At 60.9% G+C, this 24,802-nt stretch carries 24 protein-coding genes and 3 pseudogenes; 7 read left to right on the plus strand and 20 right to left on the minus strand.

The window, feature by feature from the left end; translation table 11 throughout:
- Positions 1-9: 9 nt before the first annotated feature.
- The 13 genes and pseudogenes from C6W55_RS08100 to ilvB all read right to left on the minus strand — a co-directional run bounded on the left by C6W55_RS08100 (position 10) and on the right by ilvB (position 12,171).
- Positions 10-435, minus strand: a complete 426-nt coding sequence (locus C6W55_RS08100) for a hypothetical protein (protein WP_286892335.1) — start codon at positions 433-435, stop codon at positions 10-12.
- A gap of 248 nt (positions 436-683) precedes the next feature.
- Complete coding sequence (locus C6W55_RS08105; protein WP_286892287.1) at positions 684-857, minus strand: hypothetical protein; 174 nt, start codon at positions 855-857, stop codon at positions 684-686.
- Positions 858-909: 52 nt separating this feature from the next.
- A complete protein-coding gene (locus tag C6W55_RS08110; protein ID WP_353682023.1) occupies positions 910-1,278 on the minus strand; it encodes an antibiotic biosynthesis monooxygenase in 369 nt (122 codons plus the stop codon).
- Positions 1,279-1,314: 36 nt separating this feature from the next.
- Positions 1,315-1,692, minus strand: a pseudogene (locus tag C6W55_RS08115) (ankyrin repeat domain-containing protein); the annotation flags it as partial.
- 17 nt (positions 1,693-1,709) lie between these two features.
- A complete protein-coding gene (locus C6W55_RS08120) occupies positions 1,710-2,501 on the minus strand; it encodes an ABC transporter ATP-binding protein (protein ID WP_286892288.1) in 792 nt (263 codons plus the stop codon).
- Complete coding sequence (locus C6W55_RS08125; RefSeq protein WP_286892289.1) at positions 2,498-3,526, minus strand: FecCD family ABC transporter permease; 1,029 nt, start codon at positions 3,524-3,526, stop codon at positions 2,498-2,500. The genes C6W55_RS08120 and C6W55_RS08125 overlap by 4 nt, the downstream gene beginning before the upstream one ends.
- Before the next feature lie 3 nt (positions 3,527-3,529).
- Positions 3,530-4,801: an ABC transporter substrate-binding protein gene (locus tag C6W55_RS08130; RefSeq protein ID WP_286892290.1), complete on the minus strand. Its 1,272-nt coding sequence runs from the start codon at positions 4,799-4,801 to the stop codon at positions 3,530-3,532.
- Positions 4,802-5,002: 201 nt separating this feature from the next.
- Positions 5,003-5,355: pseudogene (locus tag C6W55_RS08135) on the minus strand (group II intron maturase-specific domain-containing protein); the annotation flags it as partial.
- Between the two features lie 698 nt (positions 5,356-6,053).
- A complete protein-coding gene (gene leuB / locus C6W55_RS08140; RefSeq protein WP_286892292.1) occupies positions 6,054-7,130 on the minus strand; it encodes a 3-isopropylmalate dehydrogenase in 1,077 nt (358 codons plus the stop codon).
- Between the two features lie 19 nt (positions 7,131-7,149).
- Positions 7,150-8,694 (minus strand): 2-isopropylmalate synthase, encoded by a 1,545-nt coding sequence (locus C6W55_RS08145; RefSeq protein WP_286892293.1) that lies wholly within the window; start codon positions 8,692-8,694, stop codon positions 7,150-7,152.
- Positions 8,695-8,835: 141 nt separating this feature from the next.
- Positions 8,836-9,828, minus strand: a complete 993-nt coding sequence (gene ilvC / locus C6W55_RS08150) for a ketol-acid reductoisomerase (RefSeq protein ID WP_286892294.1) — start codon at positions 9,826-9,828, stop codon at positions 8,836-8,838.
- 113 nt (positions 9,829-9,941) lie between these two features.
- On the minus strand, positions 9,942-10,427 hold the full coding sequence (gene ilvN / locus C6W55_RS08155) for an acetolactate synthase small subunit (protein WP_286892295.1): 486 nt from the start codon (positions 10,425-10,427) through the stop codon (positions 9,942-9,944).
- A 1-nt stretch (position 10,428) separates the two neighbouring features.
- On the minus strand, positions 10,429-12,171 hold the full coding sequence (gene ilvB / locus C6W55_RS08160) for a biosynthetic-type acetolactate synthase large subunit (RefSeq protein ID WP_286892296.1): 1,743 nt from the start codon (positions 12,169-12,171) through the stop codon (positions 10,429-10,431).
- A gap of 945 nt (positions 12,172-13,116) precedes the next feature.
- Here ilvB and C6W55_RS08165 point away from each other — a divergent pair.
- On the plus strand, positions 13,117-13,599 hold the full coding sequence (locus C6W55_RS08165; protein WP_015253951.1) for a GNAT family N-acetyltransferase: 483 nt from the start codon (positions 13,117-13,119) through the stop codon (positions 13,597-13,599).
- A 285-nt stretch (positions 13,600-13,884) separates the two neighbouring features.
- Here C6W55_RS08165 and rplT read toward each other — a convergent pair whose 3' ends face one another.
- The 3 genes from rplT to infC form a co-directional block, all read right to left on the minus strand.
- On the minus strand, positions 13,885-14,244 hold the full coding sequence (rplT, locus tag C6W55_RS08170) for a 50S ribosomal protein L20 (RefSeq protein ID WP_015253950.1): 360 nt from the start codon (positions 14,242-14,244) through the stop codon (positions 13,885-13,887).
- A gap of 47 nt (positions 14,245-14,291) precedes the next feature.
- Positions 14,292-14,492: a 50S ribosomal protein L35 gene (gene rpmI, locus C6W55_RS08175; RefSeq protein ID WP_015253949.1), complete on the minus strand. Its 201-nt coding sequence runs from the start codon at positions 14,490-14,492 to the stop codon at positions 14,292-14,294.
- 65 nt (positions 14,493-14,557) lie between these two features.
- On the minus strand, positions 14,558-15,121 hold the full coding sequence (gene infC, locus C6W55_RS08180; RefSeq protein WP_015253948.1) for a translation initiation factor IF-3: 564 nt from the start codon (positions 15,119-15,121) through the stop codon (positions 14,558-14,560).
- Between the two features lie 916 nt (positions 15,122-16,037).
- On the opposite strand from infC, the gene C6W55_RS08185 reads away from it, so the two are divergent.
- On the plus strand, positions 16,038-16,574 hold the full coding sequence (locus C6W55_RS08185; RefSeq protein ID WP_286892297.1) for a hypothetical protein: 537 nt from the start codon (positions 16,038-16,040) through the stop codon (positions 16,572-16,574).
- A 127-nt stretch (positions 16,575-16,701) separates the two neighbouring features.
- Here C6W55_RS08185 and C6W55_RS08190 read toward each other — a convergent pair whose 3' ends face one another.
- Positions 16,702-17,946 carry a glycosyltransferase family 2 protein gene (locus C6W55_RS08190; RefSeq protein ID WP_015253947.1) on the minus strand — a complete coding sequence of 415 codons (1,245 nt, stop codon included), beginning with the start codon at positions 17,944-17,946 and terminating at the stop codon, positions 16,702-16,704.
- 278 nt (positions 17,947-18,224) lie between these two features.
- On the opposite strand from C6W55_RS08190, the gene C6W55_RS08195 reads away from it, so the two are divergent.
- Positions 18,225-18,812: a phosphatase PAP2 family protein gene (locus tag C6W55_RS08195; protein ID WP_286892298.1), complete on the plus strand. Its 588-nt coding sequence runs from the start codon at positions 18,225-18,227 to the stop codon at positions 18,810-18,812.
- Here the strand turns inward: C6W55_RS08195 and trmB are convergent.
- Positions 18,784-19,533, minus strand: a complete 750-nt coding sequence (gene trmB / locus C6W55_RS08200; protein ID WP_015253945.1) for a tRNA (guanosine(46)-N7)-methyltransferase TrmB — start codon at positions 19,531-19,533, stop codon at positions 18,784-18,786. The genes C6W55_RS08195 and trmB overlap by 29 nt on opposite strands.
- Before the next feature lie 140 nt (positions 19,534-19,673).
- Complete coding sequence (locus C6W55_RS08205) at positions 19,674-19,841, minus strand: hypothetical protein (RefSeq protein WP_015253944.1); 168 nt, start codon at positions 19,839-19,841, stop codon at positions 19,674-19,676.
- A gap of 402 nt (positions 19,842-20,243) precedes the next feature.
- Between C6W55_RS08205 and mnmL the strand changes: the two are divergent.
- The 3 genes and pseudogenes from mnmL to C6W55_RS08220 all read left to right on the plus strand — a co-directional run.
- Positions 20,244-21,194, plus strand: a pseudogene (gene mnmL / locus C6W55_RS08210) (tRNA modification radical SAM protein MnmL/YtqA); the annotation flags it as partial.
- 179 nt (positions 21,195-21,373) lie between these two features.
- Positions 21,374-21,949 (plus strand): tRNA 5-(aminomethyl)-2-thiouridylate-methyltransferase MnmM, encoded by a 576-nt coding sequence (gene mnmM, locus C6W55_RS08215; RefSeq protein ID WP_015253942.1) that lies wholly within the window; start codon positions 21,374-21,376, stop codon positions 21,947-21,949.
- 92 nt (positions 21,950-22,041) lie between these two features.
- Positions 22,042-23,013, plus strand: a complete 972-nt coding sequence (locus C6W55_RS08220) for a type I phosphomannose isomerase catalytic subunit (protein WP_015253941.1) — start codon at positions 22,042-22,044, stop codon at positions 23,011-23,013.
- A gap of 185 nt (positions 23,014-23,198) precedes the next feature.
- Here the strand turns inward: C6W55_RS08220 and msrB are convergent, their stop codons facing one another.
- Complete coding sequence (gene msrB / locus C6W55_RS08225; RefSeq protein WP_015253940.1) at positions 23,199-24,197, minus strand: peptide-methionine (R)-S-oxide reductase MsrB; 999 nt, start codon at positions 24,195-24,197, stop codon at positions 23,199-23,201.
- Between the two features lie 201 nt (positions 24,198-24,398).
- Here msrB and C6W55_RS08230 point away from each other — a divergent pair, with 201 nt between their 5' ends.
- Positions 24,399-24,734 carry a hypothetical protein gene (locus C6W55_RS08230; protein WP_015253939.1) on the plus strand — a complete coding sequence of 112 codons (336 nt, stop codon included), beginning with the start codon at positions 24,399-24,401 and terminating at the stop codon, positions 24,732-24,734.
- Positions 24,735-24,802: the final 68 nt, after the last annotated feature.

Raw genomic sequence — 24,802 nt, forward strand, 5'->3', positions numbered from 1 at the left:
ACGACGAAGTCAAGTGCGCCGGCCGCTCGGCCGCCGCTGCGCCAGCTTGTTGCGCCGGTTGTTCAGGGCGGTAAGCCGCCGCTTCAGCTGCTCTTCCCATTCCTGATCGCCGAGCCGTTTGGCGACGGCCAGCAGATCGAGCGCCATGTCGATCTGGTTCAGCACGATCTCCATCGGATCCTCGTCCTCGTGATTGACGCAGTTCGCGAGCAGCTCTTCGCGATCCTGATCGACATAGTCGCGGAAATCAACCTCGGAAGCGCCGTCTCCGTGCGCGTATTCCGCGAGCAATTCGTATTCCTGTTCGACCAGGTGATGGATTTCGACACGATGGCAGACCGGACAGAACAGAATCGGCACATTGTGGATGAACGTGCGGAAATGCTTCATCGTCCCCCTCGTGCCAATCATGCTCGCGCCGCAGCAGAAGCTCATCGACGTCACCTCCGATTCAGCCGAATCATCCTTCCCTTGCCCCATTGTATTCGCCGCCGCCAGCCCGAATTCCTTCACGCCGCCGGCAAAAAATATTTGAGAGCAATGGATCCGGGCGAGGAAATTCGACTGCTTTCGTCATTTTTTTCGATTGAAAGTACCAAAGAAAATTTGGTTTTATTTCTTTCTCGGCCAGCTGCGGCCCTTCTCCCTGACGTGACGAAGGAGCTGTTTCACGATTCGCTTCTTCATTCTCTGATCGCTGCACCTTTCGTATCGGTTCTGTGTGCCGGGATATTGAAATCAATTTTCAAGAAAGCGACAAAATCAACGAAACGCTCTTTTACTTCACGTCTCCCGGAGAAGGGTTGCGCTACCGTGTCGAAAAATGGACGGAAACGGGCGAATCTTCCGTTATCCAATGCGTCGCCCTCCCGGGTTCCGACCGGAATCCGGAAGGGCTTTTCCTTGATCTTATGAACTTGCCGCCTCCTTCGCAGCCGCCGTCTCCGCCGGCAGATGGGACGCCACCACTTGGTAAATCGTCACCTTGTTGCCGATGATCGGCCCGTCCTGCCGCTCGCCTTTCTCCTGCGCAGCCGCGGCGCGGCGGGCGTGGGCGCTGCGGAACGAATCGCTCTCCGACCAGGCGCGGAAGTCGTCCTCCGACTCCCAGGTGGTGCAGACGCGGATCTCTTCGTTCCCCGCCTCGTTGACCGAATGCAGCACATCCATGCGGACGAAGCCTTTGAACGTATGCACGGATTTCGGTTTGCGGAACCGATCCAGCACGAGATCCGCCGTTCCGGGTTTCACTTCAATGCGGTTTTCCACCATGATCATGCCGCTGAATCCCTCCTCCGGATCATCGAAAGCTTTCAGATACTCCAGCACGGCCTTCGCCCTGTCGCCGCCCATGATCGCATGCTGCTTCAGGCCGATACCATGGGGGCCCCTCGCCTTCGCCATGAACGGGTAGCGCTCGATGAGCGCCTTGACGATGTCGAGCTCGCCCAGCATCGCCGCCGCGAAAATATCCATCCGCGCCCCCTGCGACAGCAGCCACTCCGCAATGTCGCGCCGTCCGACGTGGGAAGCGGCTCCGAGCGCCGTCTCCCAATCGTCGTCGCCCCAGTTCATCGCGGCATGCAGCAGCCCCGGCTCCTCCTGAAGCATCGTCTTGACCTTCTCCAGATCGTAATGCGCCGCCGCCACGAACGACCTCACCAATTCCTGCGAAAGCTGCCTGACCGGCATATCGCTTCCTCCTTCTATTACGCTCCGGCGGGAGCAAGACCTTTCGGCAGAAAAACGGGCACGCCGTCATCCAGCCAGACTTCCGCTTCCACACCGAACACCTCGCGGAAAAAATCCGGCTGAAACACCTCCCGCGGACTGCCGTCCCGTACGACGGCGCCCTCCTTCACGGCGATGATGCGGCTGCAATAGCGGGCGGCCTGGTTCAAATCGTGGAGCACCATGACCACCGTCACGCCGTTTTCCGCGTTCAGCTTGCGCACGAGCTCCATCAGTTCCAGTTGGTGGGCGATGTCGAGATAGGTCGTCGGTTCGTCCAGCAGCAGGATGGTCGGCGTCTGCGCCATGCACATCGCAAGCCACGCGCGCTGCCGCTCTCCGCCCGACAGTTCAGCCAGCGAGCGGTGCTGCAGATCAGCGAGGCCTGTCACCCGGATCGCCCAGTCGACGATGATCTCGTGCACTCCCCTGCATTCCTCGTACCACTTCAGAAAAGGATTGCGGCCGCGGCGCACCAGATCCCGCACGGTCATCTCCAGCATCGCGTCACGGGATTGTGCCAGCATCGTCAGCCTCCGGGCGATCGCCTTTGTCGGGATTTGCGCCATGTTTTGCCCGTCGAGGAACACTTCCCCGCTTCGCGGAACGAGCAGCCGGGCGAGCATGCGGAGCACCGTCGACTTGCCGGAACCGTTCGGGCCGACGATGCCGATCCGCTCGCCCTTTTCGACACGCAGATTGAACCCTTGGACCACCGGATTCGCATCATAGCCGTAGATCAGCTCCGACGTCTCCAGCACGTGCGTCATCGTCTCACCCCTTTGCGGAGCAGATAAAGGAAGAACGGCGCGCCCAGCAGCGCGAGCAGGATGCCCACCGGGAACTCGATCGGATCGAACAGCGTGCGTGCGGCCGTATCCGCCAGGACGACCAGCGCTCCGCCGAGGATGGCGGACACCGGCAGCAGAATCCGGTAATTGTTCCCCACGAGCAGCCGGCTGATATGCGGCACGACGAGGCCGACGAAGCCGACCATGCCGACGATGCTGGTCGCCGCCCCTGCCAGGAAGGCGGACACGACGATGATGAGCAGCCTGCCGCTCTCCACCCGGACGCCCAGCACTATGGCCGTGTCGTCGCCCAGGGAGAGCAGATTGGCCTGCTTGATGAGAAAGAACGACGCGATGACGCCGACAATGGAGTACGGCAGCAGCGTGTCCCACTGCGGCCAGCCGCGGCCGTTCAGCGTGCCCGACAGCCAGGGCAACACGGACTGCACCTTCTCGCTGTTCAGGATCAAGAGCCCGGACATGGCGGCGCCGAGCAGCGCGTTGACGGCCACGCCGGCCAGGATGAGTCGGACCGGCGATGCGCCGCCCTTCCACGCCAGCAGGTAAATGACGACCGTGGCCGCGAGCGCGCCGGCGAAGGCCGAGAGCGGCAGCCAGCCTATCTGTGCGGGCATCAGGATCATGATGATGACGGCCGCGAGGCCGCCTCCGGACGATACGCCGATGATGCCGGGATCCGCGAGCGGATTGCGGAAAATGCCCTGCAGGAACGCGCCCGCGATGCTCAGGTTAATGCCGACCAGCATGCCGGTCAGGACGCGCGGGAGCCTGAGATTCCACACGATCATCCGCGCCTCCGTCTCGGATGTGCTCGTGAGCGCCGACCAGACTTCCGGCACCGGAATCGTGATCGCCCCGCTCATCAGGCCGGCGAGGACGGCCAGCAGCAGCAAGACGATGCTGCCGATCAGTACCGCTCCGTTCTTCGCATAAGCCTTGACCCCGGAGTTCGCCGTCAATGGACGAGAGACGGTCGTTGCCATGCATCATTTCACCTGATTCAAAAACTTGTTGATGACCTCGATCGCTTCCGGCGCCCGGATGCCCGGATTGGCTGCGAACAGGTTCGCCGGCAGCACTTCGAACCGGTCGTTCTTCACCGCGCTCAACCCGGCCCACGCCGGGTTCGACTCGTATTGCTTCTTGAAACTCTTCTTGATCTCATCCGGATCGCCGCCGTGGGTGATGAACAGGATGAGGTCCGGATTGGCCGCGATGACCCGTTCCAGGCTCAGTTCCGCGTAATTCGGCATGTTCTGCATCTTGGGGAACGACTCCGCCACGTTCTTGCCGCCCGCCAGCTCCAGGAAATTGCCCGGATAGCTGCCCGGCAGCGCGACGACAAAGCTTCCCGGCGCGCCGTAGACAATGAGCGTCTTGACCGTTTGCTTAGGTTTCGAAAGCTTGGCGAGCTTCTGGTCCATCTCCTTGATGATGGCCTCGGCCTTCTCTTCCGCTCCGAGAATCGTGCCGAACATCCGCACCGAGTTCTGGATCTCGGGGTATGTATTGTGCGAATTGAAAATGACTTCGGCGCCGAGCGACCGAATGGTGCCTTCATGCTGCCTGAGCGCCTCGCTCGCGACGACCAGATCCGGTTTCACGGAAGCCAGATTCTCGAAGTTGATGCCGTGCGCCGTCCCCACTTCAACAGCGGATGCGGCTTGCGGCGGATAGACGGGGCCGGAGGCGGTCGGTCTGCCGACGACCGAGCCGCCCAGCGCATACACGATTTCCGTGTCCGCCGTGGACAGCGTCACGATGCGGCTCGGCTTCTTCTTGAGCGTCACGGTGCCCGAGCTGGCCTTAATCGTGCGCGTGCTCTCGATGACGACGCCGGCCGTCTTGCTGTAGGACACCCATTTGCCGAACGACTCGGAGATGAACCGGAGCGGCACGTAGGTCCGGTCGTTGAGGATCACCGGCGCGGCGTCCAGCGTGACCGATTGGCCGTTCACCGTCGCCGTCCTGGAACCGATCGTCAGCTTCACCGTCACATCGCCGCTGGTCGCCGTAACCGTTTTGCTCTGCGCGTTCCATTCGGCCTTGCCGCCCAGGGCGGACACCAGGCTTGCGTACGGCACGAGCGTGCGATTATTGGCAATGACCGGATCCGCGCTCAGGGACAGCGTGCGGCCGTCCAGCGACACCTTGATTGGCCGTTCGGCTGCGGCGGCCCGGCCGGCACCGTCGGCCGGAACGGCGAAAAACAGCAGCGCCAATGTTATGAGTGCGATCACGATTCGATTGCGGAACATGAAGACAGTCTCCTCCCCGTGAGAAAATATTATAGAATGTGAGTGAATATGATAATCATTCTCACATGAAATTATTGTATTGATAATGATTATCAGTGTCAATATAAAAATCGTCCTCAAGGATCGAGTAGGAGGGGGCGGCTAGCCCCCGATCTCTCACACCACCGTACATGCGGGTCCGCATACGGCGGTTCCGAAAGGTTAACGAAACGCCATATAGCGATCAAGCAGACAGACAAGCCCTTGCGCCCGCCAATAGCGGGTGTCAAGGGCATTGTTTAGGTTGCGGGACATTTCCCATGGGCCACGGCGAGAATTAGCCATGATTTAGCCATGATATGGACGAAGTATTCCGGCACACCCAACGCCCGGAGTTCATGTTGACGTGTCCATACCCGTTTCCATTGCTTCCACAGACACATGCGCAGCCGTCGGCGAATCCATTGGTCGAACGTCGTGCAGTGCGTTTTCGCCGAAGCCAGTCGGAAGTGTCCAATCCAGCCCACCATGTACTGGTTCAATTCCCGAATTCGTTGCTCCCTGGAGACGGGCCGGTCTTACAGGTTGGGGATGGTAGTTGTCTTCCCTCAGGAGACGCTGGCATTCGAGCACAAAGTTCTTTTTCCATTGCTTCTCGATGTCTGCCAGTGTCTGCCCATCCACTCCCGCCGTGCCTTTATTCGCCCGGGACTCTCCGTCTTGCTTCCCATAAGACGTTCAGCCGGCAGACCTGTTCCTTTGGGTATGAGCCCCTCGGACTCCCTTACTGCAGACTGCTCACTTCACCTTTTGGGCTTATAGAGTGCCTCTTTACGGAATTGTTCCGTGCAGGGGAGGGCCTCCCCCCGTTCACTGCATCCTCTTTCATACCATGCCGCTCCCTCTACGCCGGAGGATTCTTCGCGGCCGCTCCAAGTTCTGAGCAGCTTCCGTGGCCTTTGTCCATGTACGCGAGACTCGGCTTTCTCTTTTCCCTCTTGCGAGGCCTTTTTGACGACGCGGCAGGATTCACTTGATGTTACGGCCTGGCAGGTTGCTCGCCCTGTCTCTGACAGGTACTTTCGTCGATACGTTTCTACGCACAGATTTCGCCATACGCAGGTATCCTGGCTACACGGGGGCTTGGCCCCTCCCGTGACCGGACTTTCACCGGCTAGAAGATGCGTGCTTATCTGGGCACGTTGTACCAAAAAAGCCGCATCCGCCTTGCGGCGGACACGGCTTGTCCGGTGTTCTTGCGCCTCGTATTGGATTATTTCATCGCGGAGACGATCAGATCGCCCATTTGCTGCGTGCCGACCGCCTTGCTCCGGTCGGTCGCGATGTCCGCCGTCCGATGGCCGGCGTCCAGCACGCTGGCTACGGCGTCCTCGATCGACTGTGCGGCTTCATGGTAGCCGAACGTCAGTCGGTACATCAGCGCGACGGACAGAATCGTCGCGATCGGGTTGGCGATGCCCTGGCCCGCGATGTCCGGCGCCGAGCCGTGCACCGGCTCGTACAGGCCGAATGCGCCTTCGCCGAGCGAAGCGGAGGACAGCATGCCGATCGAGCCGGTCAGCATGGCCGCCTCGTCGCTCAGGATGTCGCCGAACATGTTCTCCGTCACGATGACGTCGAAGCTCGCCGGACGGCGCAGCAACTGCATCGCGCAGTTGTCGACCAGCACATGCTCGAGCTCGACGTCCGGGTATTCCGGTGCGATCCGGTTGACGACTTCGCGCCAGAGGCGGGACGTCTCGAGCACGTTCGCCTTGTCGACCGAAGCGAGCTTCTTGCGGCGCGTGCGGGCGATTTCGAACGCCTGGCGCACGATGCGCTCGACTTCATGCACGTTGTAGACGCACGTGTCGACCGCTTCTTCGCCATTCGCACCTTCGCGGCGGAATTTGTCGCCGAAGTAGATGCCGCCGGTCAGTTCGCGCACGACGATCAGGTCCGTGCCTTCGAGCACTTCCGGTTTCAGCGTCGACGCGTCTTTCAGGCAGTCGAAAATTTTCGCCGGACGGATGTTCGAGAACAGCCCGAGCGCCTTGCGGATGCCGAGCAGCCCTGTCTCCGGGCGAAGCTCCTTCGGGTTGTTGTCCCACTTCGGACCGCCGACCGCGCCGAGCAGCACCGCGTCCGCCGCCTTGCACATGTCGAGCGTCTCCTGCGGCAGCGGCGTCCCTTTCTCGTCGATCGCGATGCCGCCGAACAGGCCGTGCTCGAATTCGAAGCTCAGCCCGTATAGTTCTTCCGTCTTCTTCATCACTTTGATCGCTTCCGCGACCACCTCGGGACCGATGCCGTCGCCGGCGATGACCGCGATTTTCTTCGTATCCGCCATGCAGCTTGTTTCCTCCCCGTCAGATCAGGCTCATCCGGTCGCGCCGACGCGGCGACTTGCGCCGTTCGATCAACCGGTTCAGCGCGTCGATGTACGCGCGGGCGCTCGCCTCGAGAATGTCGGTGCTTAAGCCCCGGCCCTGCGCCGAAACGCCGTTCTGTCCGAGCACGACGTACACTTCGCCGAGCGCGTCCTTGCCCTGCGACACCGACTTGATCGCATAGTCTTCCAGCTCGACCTGCTCGCCGGTCAGCGCGTCGATCGCGTTGTAGATCGCGTCGACCGAACCGTTGCCTTCGGCCCGCTGTTCCTTGACGCCTTCGCCCTGCACGTTGACCGCGATGACGGCGCTCGGCACCGAGCGGTTGTCGTAGGCGACCTGCAGCTTCTCAAGCCGGTACACTTCCGGCGTGCCGACCAGCTTCTCCTCGAGCAGCGCGCGAATGTCCTCGTCGCTTACCTGCTTCTTCTTGTCCGCGAGATCCTTGAACTTCGCGAATGCTTCGTTGAGCGCCTCGTCATCCAGCTCGTAGCCGAGATCGATCAACTTCTCGCGGAACGCGTGGCGGCCGGAATGCTTGCCGAGGACAAGCTTCGATTCGACCAGGCCGATCGTCTCCGGCGAGATGATCTCGTAGGTCGACTTCTCCTTGAGCATGCCGTCCTGGTGGATGCCCGATTCGTGCGCGAACGCGTTCGCGCCGACGATCGCCTTGTTGCCCGGCACGGGCATCCCCGTCAGCTTGCTGACGAGCCGGCTCGTGCGCGCAATCTCCTTCAGGTTCAGCGTCGTCTTCGCCTGGTAATAGTTGAACCGGGTCTCCAGCGCCAGCGCGACTTCCTCGATCGCGGTGTTGCCCGCCCGTTCGCCGATGCCGTTGATCGTGCCTTCGATCTGCTCGGCGCCGTTCTCGATGGCGGCAAGGGCGTTGGCCGTCGCCATGCCGAGGTCGTCGTGGCAGTGGGCGCTCAGCTGGATCTTCTCGATGCCCGGCACTTTCTCCCGCAGCGTTTTGAAAATGTTGCCGAACTCAACCGGCGTCATGTAGCCGACCGTATCCGGAATGTTGACGACGGTCGCGCCCGCACGGATCGCCATCTCCGTCACTTCGCAGAGGAAGTCCAGCTCGGTGCGGCCGGCGTCTTCCGGCGAAAACTCGATCTTGCTGAAAAATTGCTTCGCGTACCGGATCGCCGCTTCCGCCGTCTCCAGCACCTGCTCCTTCGACATCCGCAGCTTGTGCTGACGGTGGATCGGCGAAGTCGCAAGGAACAGGTGGATGCACGGATCCTCGGCGCCTTTGAGCGCTTCGCGGACGGCGTCGATATCCTGCGTGCGCGAACGGGAAAGGCCGATGATCGTCGCGTTCTTGACCGCCCGCGCAACCGCATTCACGGCGGCCAGGTCGCCAGGCGAAGCAGCCGGGAAACCGGCTTCAATCCGGTCGACGCCCAGCTTCTCGAGCTGCAGCGCGATCTCGACCTTCTCCTGCGTATTCAGATTGACGCCCGGCGACTGCTCGCCGTCGCGGAGCGTCGTATCGAAAATGTAAATTTTCCGCATATTGCACCTCCATGACGCCCGCCTTCGTCAGATCACCGCTCCATGTCTGCCGCGGGGCCGAACGCTTCCGGACAGCACGGCGCGCCTTGCCCGCGCGAGAAGCGCGGGCAAGGCGCCGTCCGTCCTTGTCATTGACCGGTCTTATTTCTTGATCCAGTGCATCAGTTCGCGGAGCTGCTTGCCGACCTGCTCGATCGGATGCTCGGCTTCGCGGCGGCGGATCGCCGTCAGCATCGCGCGGTTCGACTGGTTCTCGAGGATGAAGTCGCGGGCGAACTTGCCGGACTGGATGTCGGCGAGCACGCGCTTCATTTCCTTCTTCGTCTCTTCCGTGATGATGCGCGGGCCGGTGACGTAGTCGCCGTATTCCGCCGTGTTGGAGATCGAGTCGCGCATTGCGGCGAGGCCGCCTTCGTACATCAGGTCGACGATGAGCTTCAGCTCGTGCAGGCACTCGAAGTAGGCCATTTCCGGAGCGTAGCCGGCTTCAACCAGCGTCTCGAATCCGGCTTTGACGAGCGCGGCCGTGCCGCCGCACAGTACGGCCTGTTCGCCGAACAGGTCCGTCTCCGTCTCTTCGCGGAACGTCGTCTCGATGACGCCGGCGCGCGTGCAGCCGATGCCCTTCGCGTAGGCGAGACCGATCGCCAGCGCGTTGCCGGTCGCGTCTTGTTCGATCGCGATCAGGCCCGGAACGCCGAAGCCTTCCACATACGTCCGGCGCACCATGTGGCCCGGCGATTTCGGAGCGACGAGCAGGACGTCCATGTCCGGACGCGGCACGATTTGACCGTAATGGATGTTGAAGCCGTGGGAGAACATGAGCGCGGCGCCTTGTTTCAGGTTCGGCTCAATCTCCTCGCGGTACACTTTCGCCTGCGTTTCGTCCGGCATCAGAATTTGCACGACATCGGCGATCTTCACCGCTTCGGCGACGGAGAGCACTTCGAAACCGTCGTTCTTCGCTTTCTCCGCCGATTTGCCCGGCCGAAGGCCGATGACGACCCGCACGCCGCTGTCGCGCAGGTTCTGCGCTTGCGCGTGGCCCTGGGAGCCGTAGCCGATGACCGCGACCGTCTTATTCTGCAGGACGCTGAGATCTGCATCTTTTTCGTAGTACAGTTTGACTGCCATTGCGAATGAGCGCCTCCTTCAAAATATGCACATCTTTCATCTTACCTCATATTGCCGCCGGTTGCATCCCCCAATCGGCAATGCCGGCCGGTTTTTTCGCGGGAACGGCGGAATTACTTCATGCTGCCCCGGGTCATCGCGGTCACGCCCGTCCGGCTCAGCTCGCGGATGCCGTACGGCTTGAGCAGCTCGATGATCGCGTCGATCTTCTCCGTATCGCCGACGGCCTGGACGATCATCGTCGAAGCGCCGATGTCGACGACGGACGCCCGGAACGTCTCGACAACGCCGAGAATTTCCGGCCGGGCCGCCGGTTCCGCATGCACCTTGATGAGCGCAAGCTCCCGGGCAACCATCGGACTCAAGCTAAGATCCACAACCTTGATGACATCGATCAGTTTGTACAATTGCTTGCCGACCTGTTCAATCGTCTTTTCGTCGCCGGTCGTCACGATGACCATCCGGGACAGGCCCGGCTCCTCGCTGGTGCCGACCGTAATGGATTCGATATTGAAGCCGCGCCGGCCGAACAGGCCGGCGACGCGCTGCAGCACACCGGGTTGGTTGTTGACGAGAATCGAGATCGTATGCCGTTTCATCTCACGCATCCCCCAGAATCATGTCATCGATCGTATTGCCCTGGGTGACCATCGGATAGACGTTCTCATGCTTGCTGACGACGAACTCGACGACCGCCGGGCCGTCATGCGCCAGCGCCTTCTCCCACGCGGCCCGCGCTTCCTCCTTGTTCGTCGCGCGGAATCCGCGGACACCGTAAGCTTCGGCCAGCTTGACGAAGTCCGGGCTGCCGGCGAGGTCGATGTGGCTGTAGCGGTTGTCGTAGATGATCTCCTGCCACTGACGCACCATGCCGAGCACCTGGTTGTTGATGATCGCGACTTTGACCGGAATGTTGTTGATCGCGCAGACCGCCAGCTCCTGGGCGCACATCTGCATGCCGCCGTCGCCGTTGATCGAGACGACCGTCCGGTCCGGGAACGCCATCTGGGCGCCGATCGCCGACGGGAAGCCGAAGCCCATCGTGCCGAGACCGCCCGACGTGATCCACGAACGCGGCTTGCTGAACTTGTAGAACTGGGCGGCCCACATCTGATGCTGGCCGACGTCCGTCGTCACGATCGCTTCGCCCTTCGTCGTCTCGTAAATCATCTCGATGACCCATTGCGGCTTCAGCTCGGTGTCCGAATCTTCGTAGCGGAGCGGCACTTCCCGCTTCCAGGCCGCGATCCGGGCGCGCCATTCGTCCGCCAGATCGGTCCGCTTCGCCTCGCGGTTCAGAATCTCGAGCACCGTCTTGACGTCGCCGACGATCGGGATGTCGGTCGGGACGTTCTTGCCGATCTCGGCCGGGTCGATGTCAATATGGGCGACCTTCGCGTTCGGCGCGAAGCCTTGCAGCTTCATCGTCACCCGGTCGTCGAAGCGGGCGCCAATGTTGATCAGGAGGTCGGAGCCCTGGATCGCCTTGTTCGCCGTGTAGGTGCCGTGCATGCCCGGCATGCCCATCCACAGCTCGTGTCCGCTCGGGAAGCCGCCGAGTCCGAGCAGCGTCGTCGTGATCGGAATCTGCGTCGTCTCGATGAACTTGAGAAGCTCCTCGTGGGCGCCCGAGTAGACGACGCCGCCGCCGGCGAGCACGACCGGGCGCTTCGCTTCGGCGATCGCCTTCAGCAGCTTGTCGACCTGCAGCTTGTTCGGCACGACCGTCGGGTTGTAGCCGCGCAGGTTCACTTCGGTGGCCGGCTTGAACAGCGCCTTCTCCGCCGAAACATCCTTCGGGATGTCGATCAGGACCGGGCCGCGGCGGCCGGTGCTCGCGATGTGGAACGCCTCATGGATGATGCGCGGGATGTCCTCGGCCTTGCGCACGAGATAGCTGTGCTTCGTGATCGGCATCGTGATGCCGATGATGTCGGCTTCCTGGAACGCGTCCGTGCCGATGGCGCTCTGTACGACGTTGCCGGTAATGACGACCAGCGGCACCGAGTCCATGTAAGCCGTCGCGATGCCGGTGACAAGGTTCGTCGCCCCCGGACCGCTCGTCGCGATGCAGACGCCGACCTTGCCCGTGGCCCGGGCGTAGCCGTCAGCCGCGTGGATCGCTCCCTGCTCGTGGCGCGTCAGCACGTGGTGGAAATCCGTAAAGCCGTACATCGCGTCGTAGATGTACAGAACGGCGCCCCCCGGATAGCCGAATACGCATTCCACGCCTTCCAGCAGCAGGCTGCGAAGCAGCATTTCCGAACCGGTGATCACTTCCGGTTTGGACCATTTCTCGATCAATTCACTCTTGGATCGCAGTGCGGCAGGTTGCGTGCTCATGTTCCCATCCTCCCTTGCGTATTGCATGGTTCAAGCATTGCCGTGGGCCGGCAATCAAGTACGTGTCGGGCGGCTTGATGCTCCTGTCGGCAACAAGCTTCTATCTGCAATCAAACTTGCATCGGCATGCAAGCTCCAGCCAGCAAAAAAGCCTTCCGCCGCCGAACGCGCAGATGCGCATTCCGGGACGAAAGGCTTGACACTTCCGTGGTACCACCCTGATTTACCCTATGCCTCGCGGCATAAGGCCTCGGCAGGTACAAATCCGGCAAAAGACGCCGAATCCGACCTTGGGCAGGGTAACGCTTGCCGTGCGATTCCCTCTACTGGACGCCGGATCCGTATGCATCGTCGTTCAAGGGAACAGCTCCGAGGCGACATTCGCGGTACAGGGATTTCGGCGGCGGTTGCAGCATATTCCGTCCGCTCTCTGGGCGAAAGAGCCCTGACGCTTTCTCCTCATCATAGCCGATGTCAATATTAGACTTAACGTATATTATAGACCCGGCCGGGACGATCGTCAATATGAATATGATGTATATGAATATGATGTACAGCTGGATGCGCTGCTATCCGCGGCCGGTACCAATTTTCCGTCCGTACGCCGGTCTTCCGCCGGCCTGCGCCGCATTTAACGGCACCACGTGCCGTTATTCGCGCTCGGAGCCGCCTGTGAACGTGCGCTAACGGCACGGAATGCCGTTATTTCGCGCCGCAGCATCCCGCGCGCCGGCCTGCGCCGCATTTAACGGCACCACGTGCCGTTATTCGCGCTTGGAGCCGCCTGCGAACATGCGCTAACGGCACGAAATGCCGTTATTTCGCGCCGCAACCTCGCGCCTGAGTCTGCCAGCCCGCCCGGTCTTCCGACGGCCGGGCAGCATAGAATGGTATGCCGGAGCGGCGGCGCCGCCCGGCAGCAACGTTCGGCAAGGAGCGACCGCCATGGCAGCCGCCTACACGATCCGTCCATACCGGCACCGGCAGGACACCGCCGCCATCCTGCGGCTGATTCGCCGCGAGCTCGTGCCGCTGTCGCACACGCCGATCGGGCGCGAAGCGCTGACGGACCGCGCGCTCACCGCGCGCATCCGGCAGGGACGGACGCTGGTCGCGGACGGCCAGGATGGCGAAGTCAAAGGATTCGTTCATTTCATGGTGACCAGCCGGCCAAACGTGCCCGCTCTGCTTCAGATCGACATGCTTGCGGTGGAGCCGGACAGCCGGGGACAGGGAATCGGTTCGGCGCTGCTCCGGGAAGCCGAGCTCTACGGACGATCCCGCCGCTGCACGGCCGCGTCACTCTTCGTGGACGAGGGCAACGACCGGGCGCACCTGTTTTATCTGCGCGCGGGATACCGGGCCATCCAGTATTGGCCGTCGCTCCGCTGCCGGGAATTGTACAAACCGCTCTTCCCTGATATCTGAAAAAAGCAATGCCTCCCGCGCAGCAACCCCGCTTCTTCCCGCCAGCCGGCGCATGCTCCGCACTTTCCATGCCGTACGCGCCCCGCACCTCGGTCCGGCGGTTCAAACCTTATGGTGCAAATCTGCACTACATAAGCTCGTCCGATGCAAAAAAGACCCATATCGTGCATTTTGCACCATATCCGCCAAAATCCGCGCCAACCCGCCAAATATGGCGCAAAAATGCACCGGATGTCAAAAAGGCTTCCGGTCAAGCGCCATGCTTGAACGGAAGCACGTTTCGGATTAAGCGTTGATCTTCTCTTTGGCGATGCCGGCCAGCGCGTTGAACGCGTTCGAATCGTTCACCGCGAGGTCCGCGAGCATCTTGCGGTTCACTTCGACGCCGGCCAGTTTCAGACCGTGCATGAACTTGCTGTAGCTGAGGCCGTTCTGACGAGCGGCAGCGTTGATCCGCGTGATCCACAGCTTGCGGAAATCGCGCTTCCGCTGACGGCGGTCACGGTACGCGTACAGCAGCGATTTCATCACTTGTTCCTTGGCGGTCTTGAACAAGCGGTGTTTGGAACCGTAGTAACCTTTCGCGAGCTTCAGGATCCGCTTGCGGCGGCGCGTGCGGACGAAGCCGCCTTTCACTCTTGCCATATGGATAACCTCCCGTTGATTCTGTCAGATGTCCGGCGCGATGCTGATTATCGCAGTTGGGCGAGTCCCTGCTTCAGACGGGCGACGTCGCCTTTCGACGTGAGCGGCTGGTTTGACAGCACGCGCTTCTGGCGGCCGGATTTGCCGTAAAGCAGATGGTTCTTGTAGGCTTTGTACCGTTTCACCTTGCCGGTGCCGGTAATCTTGAAGCGGTCTTTCAGACTGCTGTGCGTTTTCATCTTCGGCATAACCATTAATCCTCCATCGCTTGTGGTTTCGGCGGAACGCCGGGACGGGCCCGCCGGATGACGCGTCAGTCTTTGTCCTTGTTCTTCGGCGCCAGAATCATGACCATGCTGCGGCCTTCCAGCTTCGGCACACGCTCGACGACGCAGAGGTCCGCCACTTCGCTGCGCAGCCGGTCAAGAATGCGCTGGCCGATCTCCGCGTGGGTGATCTCACGGCCGCGGAAACGGACCGACGCCTTCACCTTGTTGCCTTCGCCCAGGAACTTGACGACGTTCCGGTATTTCACCTGATAGTCGTGCTCCTCGATGTTGGCGCGGAACCAGACTTCCTTGACGTCGACAATCTTCTGGTTCTTGCGCGCTTCTTTCTCTTTCTTCTGCTGTTCGTAACGGAACTTGCCGTAATCCATGATCCGGCAAACCGGCGGCTTCGCCATCGGCGCGACGTTCACGAGATCCATGTCCATGTCGATCGCCATTTGCAAAGCTTCGCGGAACGGCTTGATTCCGATCTGCTCGCCGTCCGGACCGACCAGGCGAACTTCCCTCGCCCGGATCTCCTCGTTGATCTGATGATCTCGGCTAATAATGTTCCACCTCCAGATAATCGCGTGGCGATCCCCTTGCAAGTCAAACGGCTCGCGCCGTCTTCTTCCAGGCAGGCGCATCCGTTTTGCGTCGAAAGATAAGCCGAATCCTTATCTTTCATTAAAAAATGCGGGCCGCATGGACCCGCATTCCTTGACCAGTCTGCAATCGGCCCGCCACACCGGCATGCCCGGAGCGGTACGGAACCTTATCGGACGGCGAGAACCAGCCGGCCGCTGCCGGTCAGGTGAGAAGCGGGCGCTTCTGCTTGTGCCACTTTGAAATATGCTTGATGAATATTATCACACAAGCAACCGGTTTGTCAACAGCGCGCAATCACTCAGGTAAAATGTTACCGAAGGGGGATCGGATCACTCACGTCGAAATGTTACCGAAGGGAAGTGTTTTGAAAATGTCCATGAAAACACGACGTGAAGTGATCCGTATGTTGGCTGATCAATACAAGAAAGCGAAATCGCGAAATGAGAAATCTGCAATCCTCGACAACGCTGTGAAGGTGCTGGGTTGCCATCGGAAGCATGCTATCCGCACTCTCGCGAACCCTCCTGCGCTAACGCCAACCAAATCGAAACGTCATCGGCCCGTAGCTTATCAGGAGGCGATGCCCGTCATTGAGCGCGTTTGGGAAGCGCTGGATTATCCTTGTGCCGAGCGATTGCATCCTGTTCTGCTCGAAACAGCTCAGACCCTTGCCCGACACGGTCACCTACGCCTTACCGATTCCGTCATATCGCAGTTGCAAGAGATTAGCCGCCCGACACTGGCTCGCAGATTATCCGCACTCCGCTCTCCGAAGGCCAGACCGACGGTGAGCAAGCGGAAGCCGTTAGCTGAGCTTCGTGCACAAGTGCCCATGATCGCCTACGATTGGGATGAAACGCGTCCGGGCGCGCTGGAAATCGATTTAGTCGAACGCTCGGCAAATCCCAACTTGCCGTGCTTCGTGAGCTCAAGCACATCATCGCCAAGTGGCCCATGCAGCCTTGGGGGATCCACAGTGACAACGGCCAAGAGTTTTTAAACGCCCATTTGAAAACCTTCTGTGCTTCGAACCATATTCGTTTCACGCGCAGCCGCCCTTATCGCAAAAACGACAATGCTCACGTGGAGCAGAAAAACGGTTTTCTCGTCCGCCAGCTGGTCGGCTACGAACGCTATGACCGCCCGGAACAAGTGGAGTGGCTCAACTCCATCTATGCCCTGCATGACCGGTACTTCAATTTCTGCCTGCCCACTCGCAAGCTGATCGGCAAGGAGAGGCGCGGGGCGCGTGTCAAGAAAACCTTCGATACGGCCAAAACACCCGTTGCGCGGTTAATCGAATCGGGCGTGCTCTCATCGGAACAAACCCAACGGTTGCAGGCATACCCGTCTTCCCAAGATCCGCTCACCTTACATAACCAATTAGAGATGATGCTCTCCCGCCCTGTGCCGTCCTCCACCGACACAGCAGAACCCGTGGAGGCTGTATAACAGCCCCACTGGGTAACAAAATTACGTGAGTGATCCATTGGCCCTTCGGTAACATTTTTATATGAGTTGACACGCCGTGTGCAAGCATCACCCGGCTCGCGCCAAACCAAGGCGGGAAAAAGCGACTTCAAACCTGTTTGCTTTGCACCTCTTCCAGCCGGATGACGCGCGTATGCTTCGTATGGCTCCACTGCTTGTTGTTTTGCGTGAAAAACGCGTACAGTGTGATCGGCCACCACGACAGCAGGAACAGCGGCAGCGTCAGCAGGTGGGCGTACATGCGCCATTCCTTCACCCGCTCCAGCAGGAGCGCGGCCGGGAACTGGATGGCGGAAATCGTCATCGCCATGCCGACCGTCCATGCCGGCAGCGCTTCGTATATCGAAGTGAAACGGTTCGCCGCCGGCAGCAAATTGTCGATCCACAGCGCGGCCGTCGCGATGAACGCGATCAGCACGTTGTACACCGTGACCGAATAGATTGCGGCGTCGAACTTGATGAAGTTCCGCTCCTTGATGCTGTCCCGCAGCAGCGGAATGAAGTAGCGCCGCGCCACGTTGAAATGCCCCTGCATCCAGCGGAGCCGCTGGCGGACGGACGCCCGGAACGTGAGCGGCTTTTCGTCGTACACTTTCGCGTCGTAGTCGAGCACCGGGTAGATGCCACGTTTGATGCAGCGCATCGTGAACTCGAGGTCTTCGACAAGGCTGGTCGCGCCCCATCCCATCTCTTTCAACAGGCGCGTTTCGAAACACATGCCGGTGCCGCCGAGAAAATTCGCCATGCCGAGATTCGTGCGCGATTGCTGCCAGAGCCGGTTGCAGTACCAGTACGTGATGCCGTAAGCGGCCGTCACCCAGGAGTCGTTCGGATTTTTCGTGTCCAGATATCCCTGGATGACCCGATGCCCTTCGCACAAATCGTCGTTCATCAGCCGCAGGAAGTCCGGATTCACGAGGTTGTCGGCATCGAACATGACGACCGCGTCGTACGACCTCGGCATTTTCCACAGTTCATTGAGCATCCATTCGATGGCATGGCCTTTGCCGCGTAATTGCGGGTTGTGCCGCACGAATGCGTGAACGCCGTCGTAGCTGCGGACGACATCCGCCGTACCGTCGGTGCAGTTGTCGCAAATGACGAAAATGTCATACAACTCCCGCGGATAATCCAGCTTCAGCAAGTTTTCCACCAGCGCGCCGATCACCTGCTCCTCGTTGTGGGCGGCGACGATGACGGCAAACGAGTGCTTCGGCTCATGCCGCCGGCGCGGTTTGCGACGTTTCATCAGGCCGAACAGCGAGATGACAAACTGATACACGCCGATGAATGCCACGATGATCTGCGCGGCAATCAGAAAAGCGTTGACCATATGCGATTGTGCCCCCTTATTGATAACCCTGTCTTTTTTCTGTCTGTCTCTGTCTGCAACGCAATCTTTTCAGGATGGTAAACCGGCGGTTTGTCGTATAACCTTTCCATTCGGCGGCGTTTTCATCCCTGGCGGCAAAAAACGGACCGGACTCGCAGCAGCCTCGCCCAAACAAATCCTTCGCAAAACGGAGGTGCTGTGGGTCCGTCATATGGTATGATGCAAAATGAGAAAATTTTTTTCAAGCGGGAAAAGAGTCGCAGGACCGGAGGATTCGGATGAAACGCGGATGGAAAGAAGCGGCCGGACGGCTGCGCGCATGGCTCATCGCACAGGAGAAACGGCTTGTGCTGTGGGCGAACAAAAGACATCTCGACAGGGGAGTGAAGAAGCTGCTCGGCGTCTGGCTGCGGACGATCACGCATGCCGGCGGGGCCGTCTTCACGCTGGCGGCTTCGCTGGCTGCCGCGCTCTTCGCGCCCGCTCCGTGGAGCGCGGCGGGCTGGCAGAGCCTGACGGCCGTCACGGTCAGCCATGTCCCGGTGTACATCGTGAAACGCAAATTCCGCAGACTCCGGCCGTACCAGGCGCTCAAGGAAATCGTCACCGGAACGAAAAAGCCGCTCACCGACCCATCATTTCCCTCGGGGCACACGACGGCGATTTTCGCGTTCGTCATTCCGTTTCTGGCGGCGGACGCCCGGCTGCTGCCGCTGCTCCTGCCTGCCGGGCTGATCGTCATGGCGTCGGTCGGCTGGTCGCGCATCTATCTCGGGCTGCATTACCCTTCGGACGTGGTTGCCGGCGCGCTGATCGGCACGGTGACCGCGCTTGTCGTCACATCGGTTGGCTGGATGCCGGTCTAGATGTCCGGATGCGGCTCAACCCGGCTTCCTTGGCCTCGCGGTGCCGGCGGAGCGCCGCTTCGCCGACCACGGCTTCCAGGCGGTAGATCGGCATGCCCTGCTCCGCGAATTTCGTCTCGTACTCGGTCAAGACGAGGTCTTCCCGCAGGCCGTCCCGGTGCAGATCGAGCGAGATGTTCCGCAGCGGAATCTCCATGTCGCAGAAACTGTTCAGCGAAAACTCGAAGAGCAGCCGGGAATCCGTCTTGAAGTGGATCTCCCCGTTCTCGTTCAGAATTTCAAGATATTTGCGCAGGAAGCGGGGATGCGTCAGCCGCCGCTTCGCATGCTTCTTCTTCGGCCACGGATCGCTGAAGTTCAGGTAGATCCGCTCGACTTCCCCGGGCGCGAAGAACGTCTCCAGATATTCGATGTTGGCGCGCACCAGCGCCAGGTTCGGCGGGGTTTCCGCGCCCTGCGGCTCCCACGCCGCCCGCGCCTTGAGGCTGGCTCTGCGGATCAGCTCGTCGAACATGTCGATACCGATGTAGTTGATCTCCGGATTCCGCACGCTCATCTCGCTGATGAATTTCCCCTTGCCCATGCCGAGCTCGACGTGAATCGGCCGGTCGTTGCCGAAACGCTCGTGCCAGCGTCCCCTGTACGGCGCGGGATCCAGCACCACCAGTTCCGGCTGGCTTTCGATCTCTTCGCGGATTCCTTTTCTTCCGCGCAGTCGCATGCTTCCATTCCTCCCTTGTGCTCCCTTGCACACCATTCCCCATTGTGCCCGAAGGCGGCCTTGATGTAAAGCTGAACGCAAAAAGACCTTCCGGATTGTCCGTTCCGGAAGGTCCATGTCGAAATCGCCGCATCCGGCCGTCACTGGATCCTGTACGTGTCCTCAAGCGCTTCGTTCAGCTTCTTGCGCGCGGAAATCTCGATTCCCTTGTCCAGGGGGAACTTATGGCCGGCCAGCGCCAGCAGTTCCTTGACCGTCAGTTCGACCGTCACTTTCTCATCGCCGTTCGGGATTTTCACTTGGTTCATGTCCATCACCTCGCTCGAAATTTTCACTGTCAGATTTACCAAATCAAGGACGACTGCGGATAATGCGGAGAATGATTTTCATGTAAGGTTTTTTTGTTGATCTGACGCACTTTTAATATAACATATCATGTAAGGTTGAGCAAGATGCAGCCCCGGAAACGGGCTTTTCCCTTTCCAGTTGTCCGGTTCCGAACAATACGCATCCACCGGTCTGCTTCATACGCCAATTGGACCGGAGCAGCCGGTTTTCCGGCGCCTCCGAAACCCGAACGTTTCTTTTCCGGCAAGGCGGGACGGGATCGGTACGTGCCTTTCCGCGCACATGGCGCGAAATAAATTTTTTCGCTATAATGTTCCCAGATTGCGCGGCCTTCATACGGCCGAAAACGGAGGAACAGCAAATTGAATGCAGCCGGAACGAGCCCTTCGGGCAGCGAAACGCCGCTTCTGTGGGGCGACAAACGGTTTCATACATGGAATTACGAGATGCGCCGCAGGTTCGGCCGCAAAGTGTTCAAGGTGATGCTGGACGCCGGCTTCACCTGCCCGAACCGCGACGGTCGCGTAGCCATCGGCGGGTGCACGTTCTGCAGCGCGCGCGGGTCCGGCGACTTTGCCGGCAGCCGGCGGGACGATCTGACCCAGCAGTTCAACAAGATCCGCGACCGCCAGCACAAGAAATGGCCGGACGCGCTCTACATCGGCTATTTCCAGGCGTACACGAACACGTATGCGCCGGTCCATGTGCTGCGCGAATATTATGAGACGATTCTCGCGCAGCCCGGCGTCGTCGGCCTGTCGATCGCCACGCGTCCGGACTGTCTGCCGGACGACGTCGTCGACTACCTCGCCGAGCTGAATGAGCGGACGTATCTGTGGGTCGAGATGGGGCTGCAGACGATCCACGAGTCGACGTCGAAGCTGATCAACCGGGCGCACGACACGGCCTGCTATTACGACGCCGTCCGCCGGCTGCGGGAGCGCGGCATCCGCGTCTGCGCGCACATCATCTACGGGCTGCCGCTCGAGACGCGCGAGATGATGCTGGAGACGGGGCGGGCGGTCGCGGAGATGGACGTGCAGGGGATCAAGATCCATCTGCTCCACCTGATGCGCAAGACGCCGATGGTGAAGCAGTACGAGGCGGGGTTGGTCCGTTTCCTCGAGATGGACGAGTACGTGAACCTGGTCGTTGACACGCTCGAGATGCTGCCGCCGGAGATGATCGTCCACCGGGTGACGGGCGACGCGCCGCGGGAGCTGCTCATCGGGCCGATGTGGAGTCTGAAGAAATGGGAAGTGTTGAACGCGATCGACGCCGAGCTCGTGCGGCGGAACACGTGGCAGGGCAAGCTGCGGGGATCCGCCGATACGGTGAATGCGGCGGGTGCGGCCGGCGCGGTCGGAGGAAGCGTTCTGTCCGGCGGCCGATCGGATGCGGCCTTCGCGGACTTTGCGGGCGGCGCGGATCACGAAGAGGATGAGCTGGCGGACAGCCGGTCCGGCGCCGGCGGCTGCCCGGGAGGGTGCTGATGGGCTTCCCTTCCGTGCTGACCATGGCCCACCGTCTGGCCGCCGACCGCATTCGGCCGGGGGATGCGGTCATCGACGCGACCGTAGGCAACGGTGTCGACACCGCCTTCCTCGCGAAGGCCGTCGGCCCGAAGGGCGTCGTCTACGGCTTCGACATCCAGCAAGCCGCCCTCGACGCGGCCCGCGCCCGCGTGGCGGCCGAGGCGCCGGAGACGCGGCTTGAGCTGTTTCTCGCGAGCCACCACCGGATGGCGGAGCTATTGCCGGCGCGCCTTATGGGCCGCGTCTCCGCCGTCATGTTCAATCTCGGCTACCTGCCCGGCGCCGATGACGTCCGGACTGTCGTGACCCGCCCGGAGACGACGCTGGCGGCGCTCGACGCCTCGCTCGCCTTCCTCCGCCCGGGAGGCGTGCTCACCGTCGTTGTCTATACGGGCCATGAAGGCGGCCGCGAAGAGGGTGAAGCGGTCGACGCGTGGGCCCGCGCCCTGCCCGCTTCCGCCGGACAGGCCGTGCTGTACCGGATGCCGCAGCTTCCGCAGGCGCCGTATCTGATCGCGGTGGAACGCAAGTAAACCGCATCGCCGCGGCTGGGAGATTCGCAACAGAAAGCAGATTTGCAACAGACTGCAAATGTGCAACAGACAGATGAAGAGGAGAGAATGCCATGACCGTACAACCTTATCCGCTCAAGTTCGCCCCCGAGTTCAAGGAACGCGTCTGGGGCGGACGCGCGCTCGAACGTTTCGGACTGACGCCGCCGGAAGGCGCCATCGGCGAAGGATGGATGATCGCCGACCATCCGAACGGCACGACGCAAGTCGTGAACGGCCCGCTCGCCGGCAAGGGGCTTGACGAGATCCGCGAAACTTACGGCCGCGAATGGTTCGGCTCGCGGGGATTCTCCGAGCGCAACGGCCGGTTCCCGCTGCTCGTCAAGCTGCTCGACTGCAACGACGACCTGTCCGTCCAGGTGCACCCGACGGACGATTATGAAGGACTGCCGGAAGGCGAGCTCGGCAAGACCGAAATGTGGTACGTGCTCGACGCGAAGCCGGGCGCGAAGATCATCTACGGCCTGAAGGACGGCATCGACCGGGCCGGGCTGGAAGCGGCCATCGCCGAAGGCCGGATCATGGAATGCCTGCAGGAAGTGCCGGTGGAAGCGGGCGACGCGTTCTACATCCCCGCGGGCACGGTGCACGCGCTGTGCGCGGGCGTCGTCGTGGCGGAGATCCAGCAGAACTCGGACACGACGTACCGGCTGTACGACTACAACCGCCCCGGGCTCGACGGCAAGCTGCGCGAGCTGCACATCGAGGATTCGCTGAACGTCATCGCCTACGACGGCGCCGGCGCAACCCGGATGAAGACGGACGGCGTCCGCCCGGGCGAATGGCTCAAGATCGCGGAGTCGCCGTACTTCGTCGTCGAGAAAGGTGTCGTGGACGGCAACGTGAAACTGGCGACGACCGGCGACAGCTTCGTCATCCTCATCGCCGCAGACGGCAGCGGCACGCTGCGCTGGAATGGCGGCGAGCAGCCGGTCGCGCCCGGCGACTGCTTCCTCGTGCCGGCCAATCTCGGCGAGTACGAGATCGAAGGCGCCCTCACCGTGCTGCGCAGCCGGGTGCCATGATTGCCTGCACTCCCCCAACTCGAATAGCGGAAATATCTTCGCTTATTCTGTCGAATTCGGCCTTTATTCTCTAATATAGAAGAAAAAAACTTCCTCTATTTTCCGCCAAACGCCCGAAAATCGGGATTTTGGACGGAATAGAGGAAGTTTTTTCGCTTATTATCCCGGTCTTCGACTCTACCGCCTCACTTCTCCGGCTCGAACAGCCCCAGGTAAGCGCCGTAGCCTTCCTTCTCCATCTCCGACTTCGGGATGAAGCGCAGCGCCGCCGAGTTGATGCAATAGCGCAGCCCGCCGCGGTCCGGCGGTCCGTCCGGGAAAACGTGGCCGAGATGCGAGTCGGCTTCCCGGCTGCGCACTTCGATGCGCACCATGCCGTGCGACAGGTCCATGTGCTCGGTGATGCTGCCCTTGTGGATCGGCCGCGTGAAGCTCGGCCAGCCGCAGCCGGCGTCGAACTTGTCCCGCGAGCTGAAGAGCGGCTCCCCGGACACGATGTCGACGTAGATGCCTTCTTCTTCGTTGTCGTAGTACTCGTTGCGGAAAGGCGGCTCGGTCGCGTTCCGCTGCGTCACCTCGTATTGCATCGGGGTGAGCCGGCGCTTCAGTTCCTCGGGGTCCTTCCTGATCCGCCAATGCCGATCGATAAAATCATCCCTTCCGGACGCCTTGCGGTACATCTTGTAGCGGTACGGCTGCTTCTTGTGGTACGCCTGATGATATTCCTCCGCCGGATAGAACGGCCCGGCGGGCACGATCTCCGTCACGATCGGCCGGTCGAACCGCCCGCTCGCCTCCAGTTCGCGCTTCGATTCCTCGGCCAGCTTCCGCTGCTCCCCGGTATAATAGAAGATCGCCGTCCGGTACGACGACCCGCGGTCGTGAAACTGTCCGCCCGGGTCGGTCGGATCGATCTGCCGCCAGAAAATGTCGAGCAGCAGCTTGTACGGCATCCGCTGCGGATCGTACGTAATATGAACGGCTTCCGCGTGTCCCGTCGTATCCGAGCAGACTTCCTCGTACGTCGGGTTCGGCTTGTGGCCGCCCGTATAGCCCGATACGACGCGGATGACGCCGGGCATTTCCTCGAACGGCTCGACCATGCACCAGAAGCAGCCGCCCGCAAAAGCCGCCTGTTCATAAGCCGGCTTATCCGGTTGTTCCGGTTTATCCGTATTCGTCACAACCATTCCTCCTTCGCCGCGCAGACCGACCGAAGATCGCCGATCCGCCGCCGGCATGGATGTACTCTTATTATAAAGTTCCGCCTCCTCCGTTTCCACCAACCCGATTTTTTTCAATTTACGCTTCCGGTAAGCCCATTTTCATGCTATAATGAAAGCGCTCACAATATACAAAGAGCAACCATGAAGGGGGAAATGCCGATGGTGCAAGCCGTGATGCCTGACCGCAATCCGTATGAGGAACTTGCGCTGGAGCACGACGTTCTTTTCTTCAAGCTGGGCGGACCCGAGCTTGTCTGCTTTCATGGACGAAACTTCAATATGAAGCGACGGATGAGCACCGATCGAATCGCGCTTCTCCGGTCGGATCCGAATTTCTGTCTGGTCGCCCCCGATACGTACGTCAACCTCCGGAAAGTCAGCGAATTGGACGGCGATGTGCTCTACTTCGGCGAGAAAGGACCCGAGGCGAAGCGGCTGTCGGTCTCCCGCTGGCGCCGGAACGCGATCCGCGAGAAAATCGCAAATCTGAAATAACGGAGAACGGGCGATGCCCGTCCCCGAACGGAAAGCAAACTCCCGCTGCGATGTGGCGCACGCGGGAG

Source organism: Thermobacillus sp., assembly GCF_003390775.1.
Taxonomy (GTDB): Bacteria; Bacillota; Bacilli; order Paenibacillales; family Paenibacillaceae; genus Thermobacillus; species Thermobacillus xylanilyticus.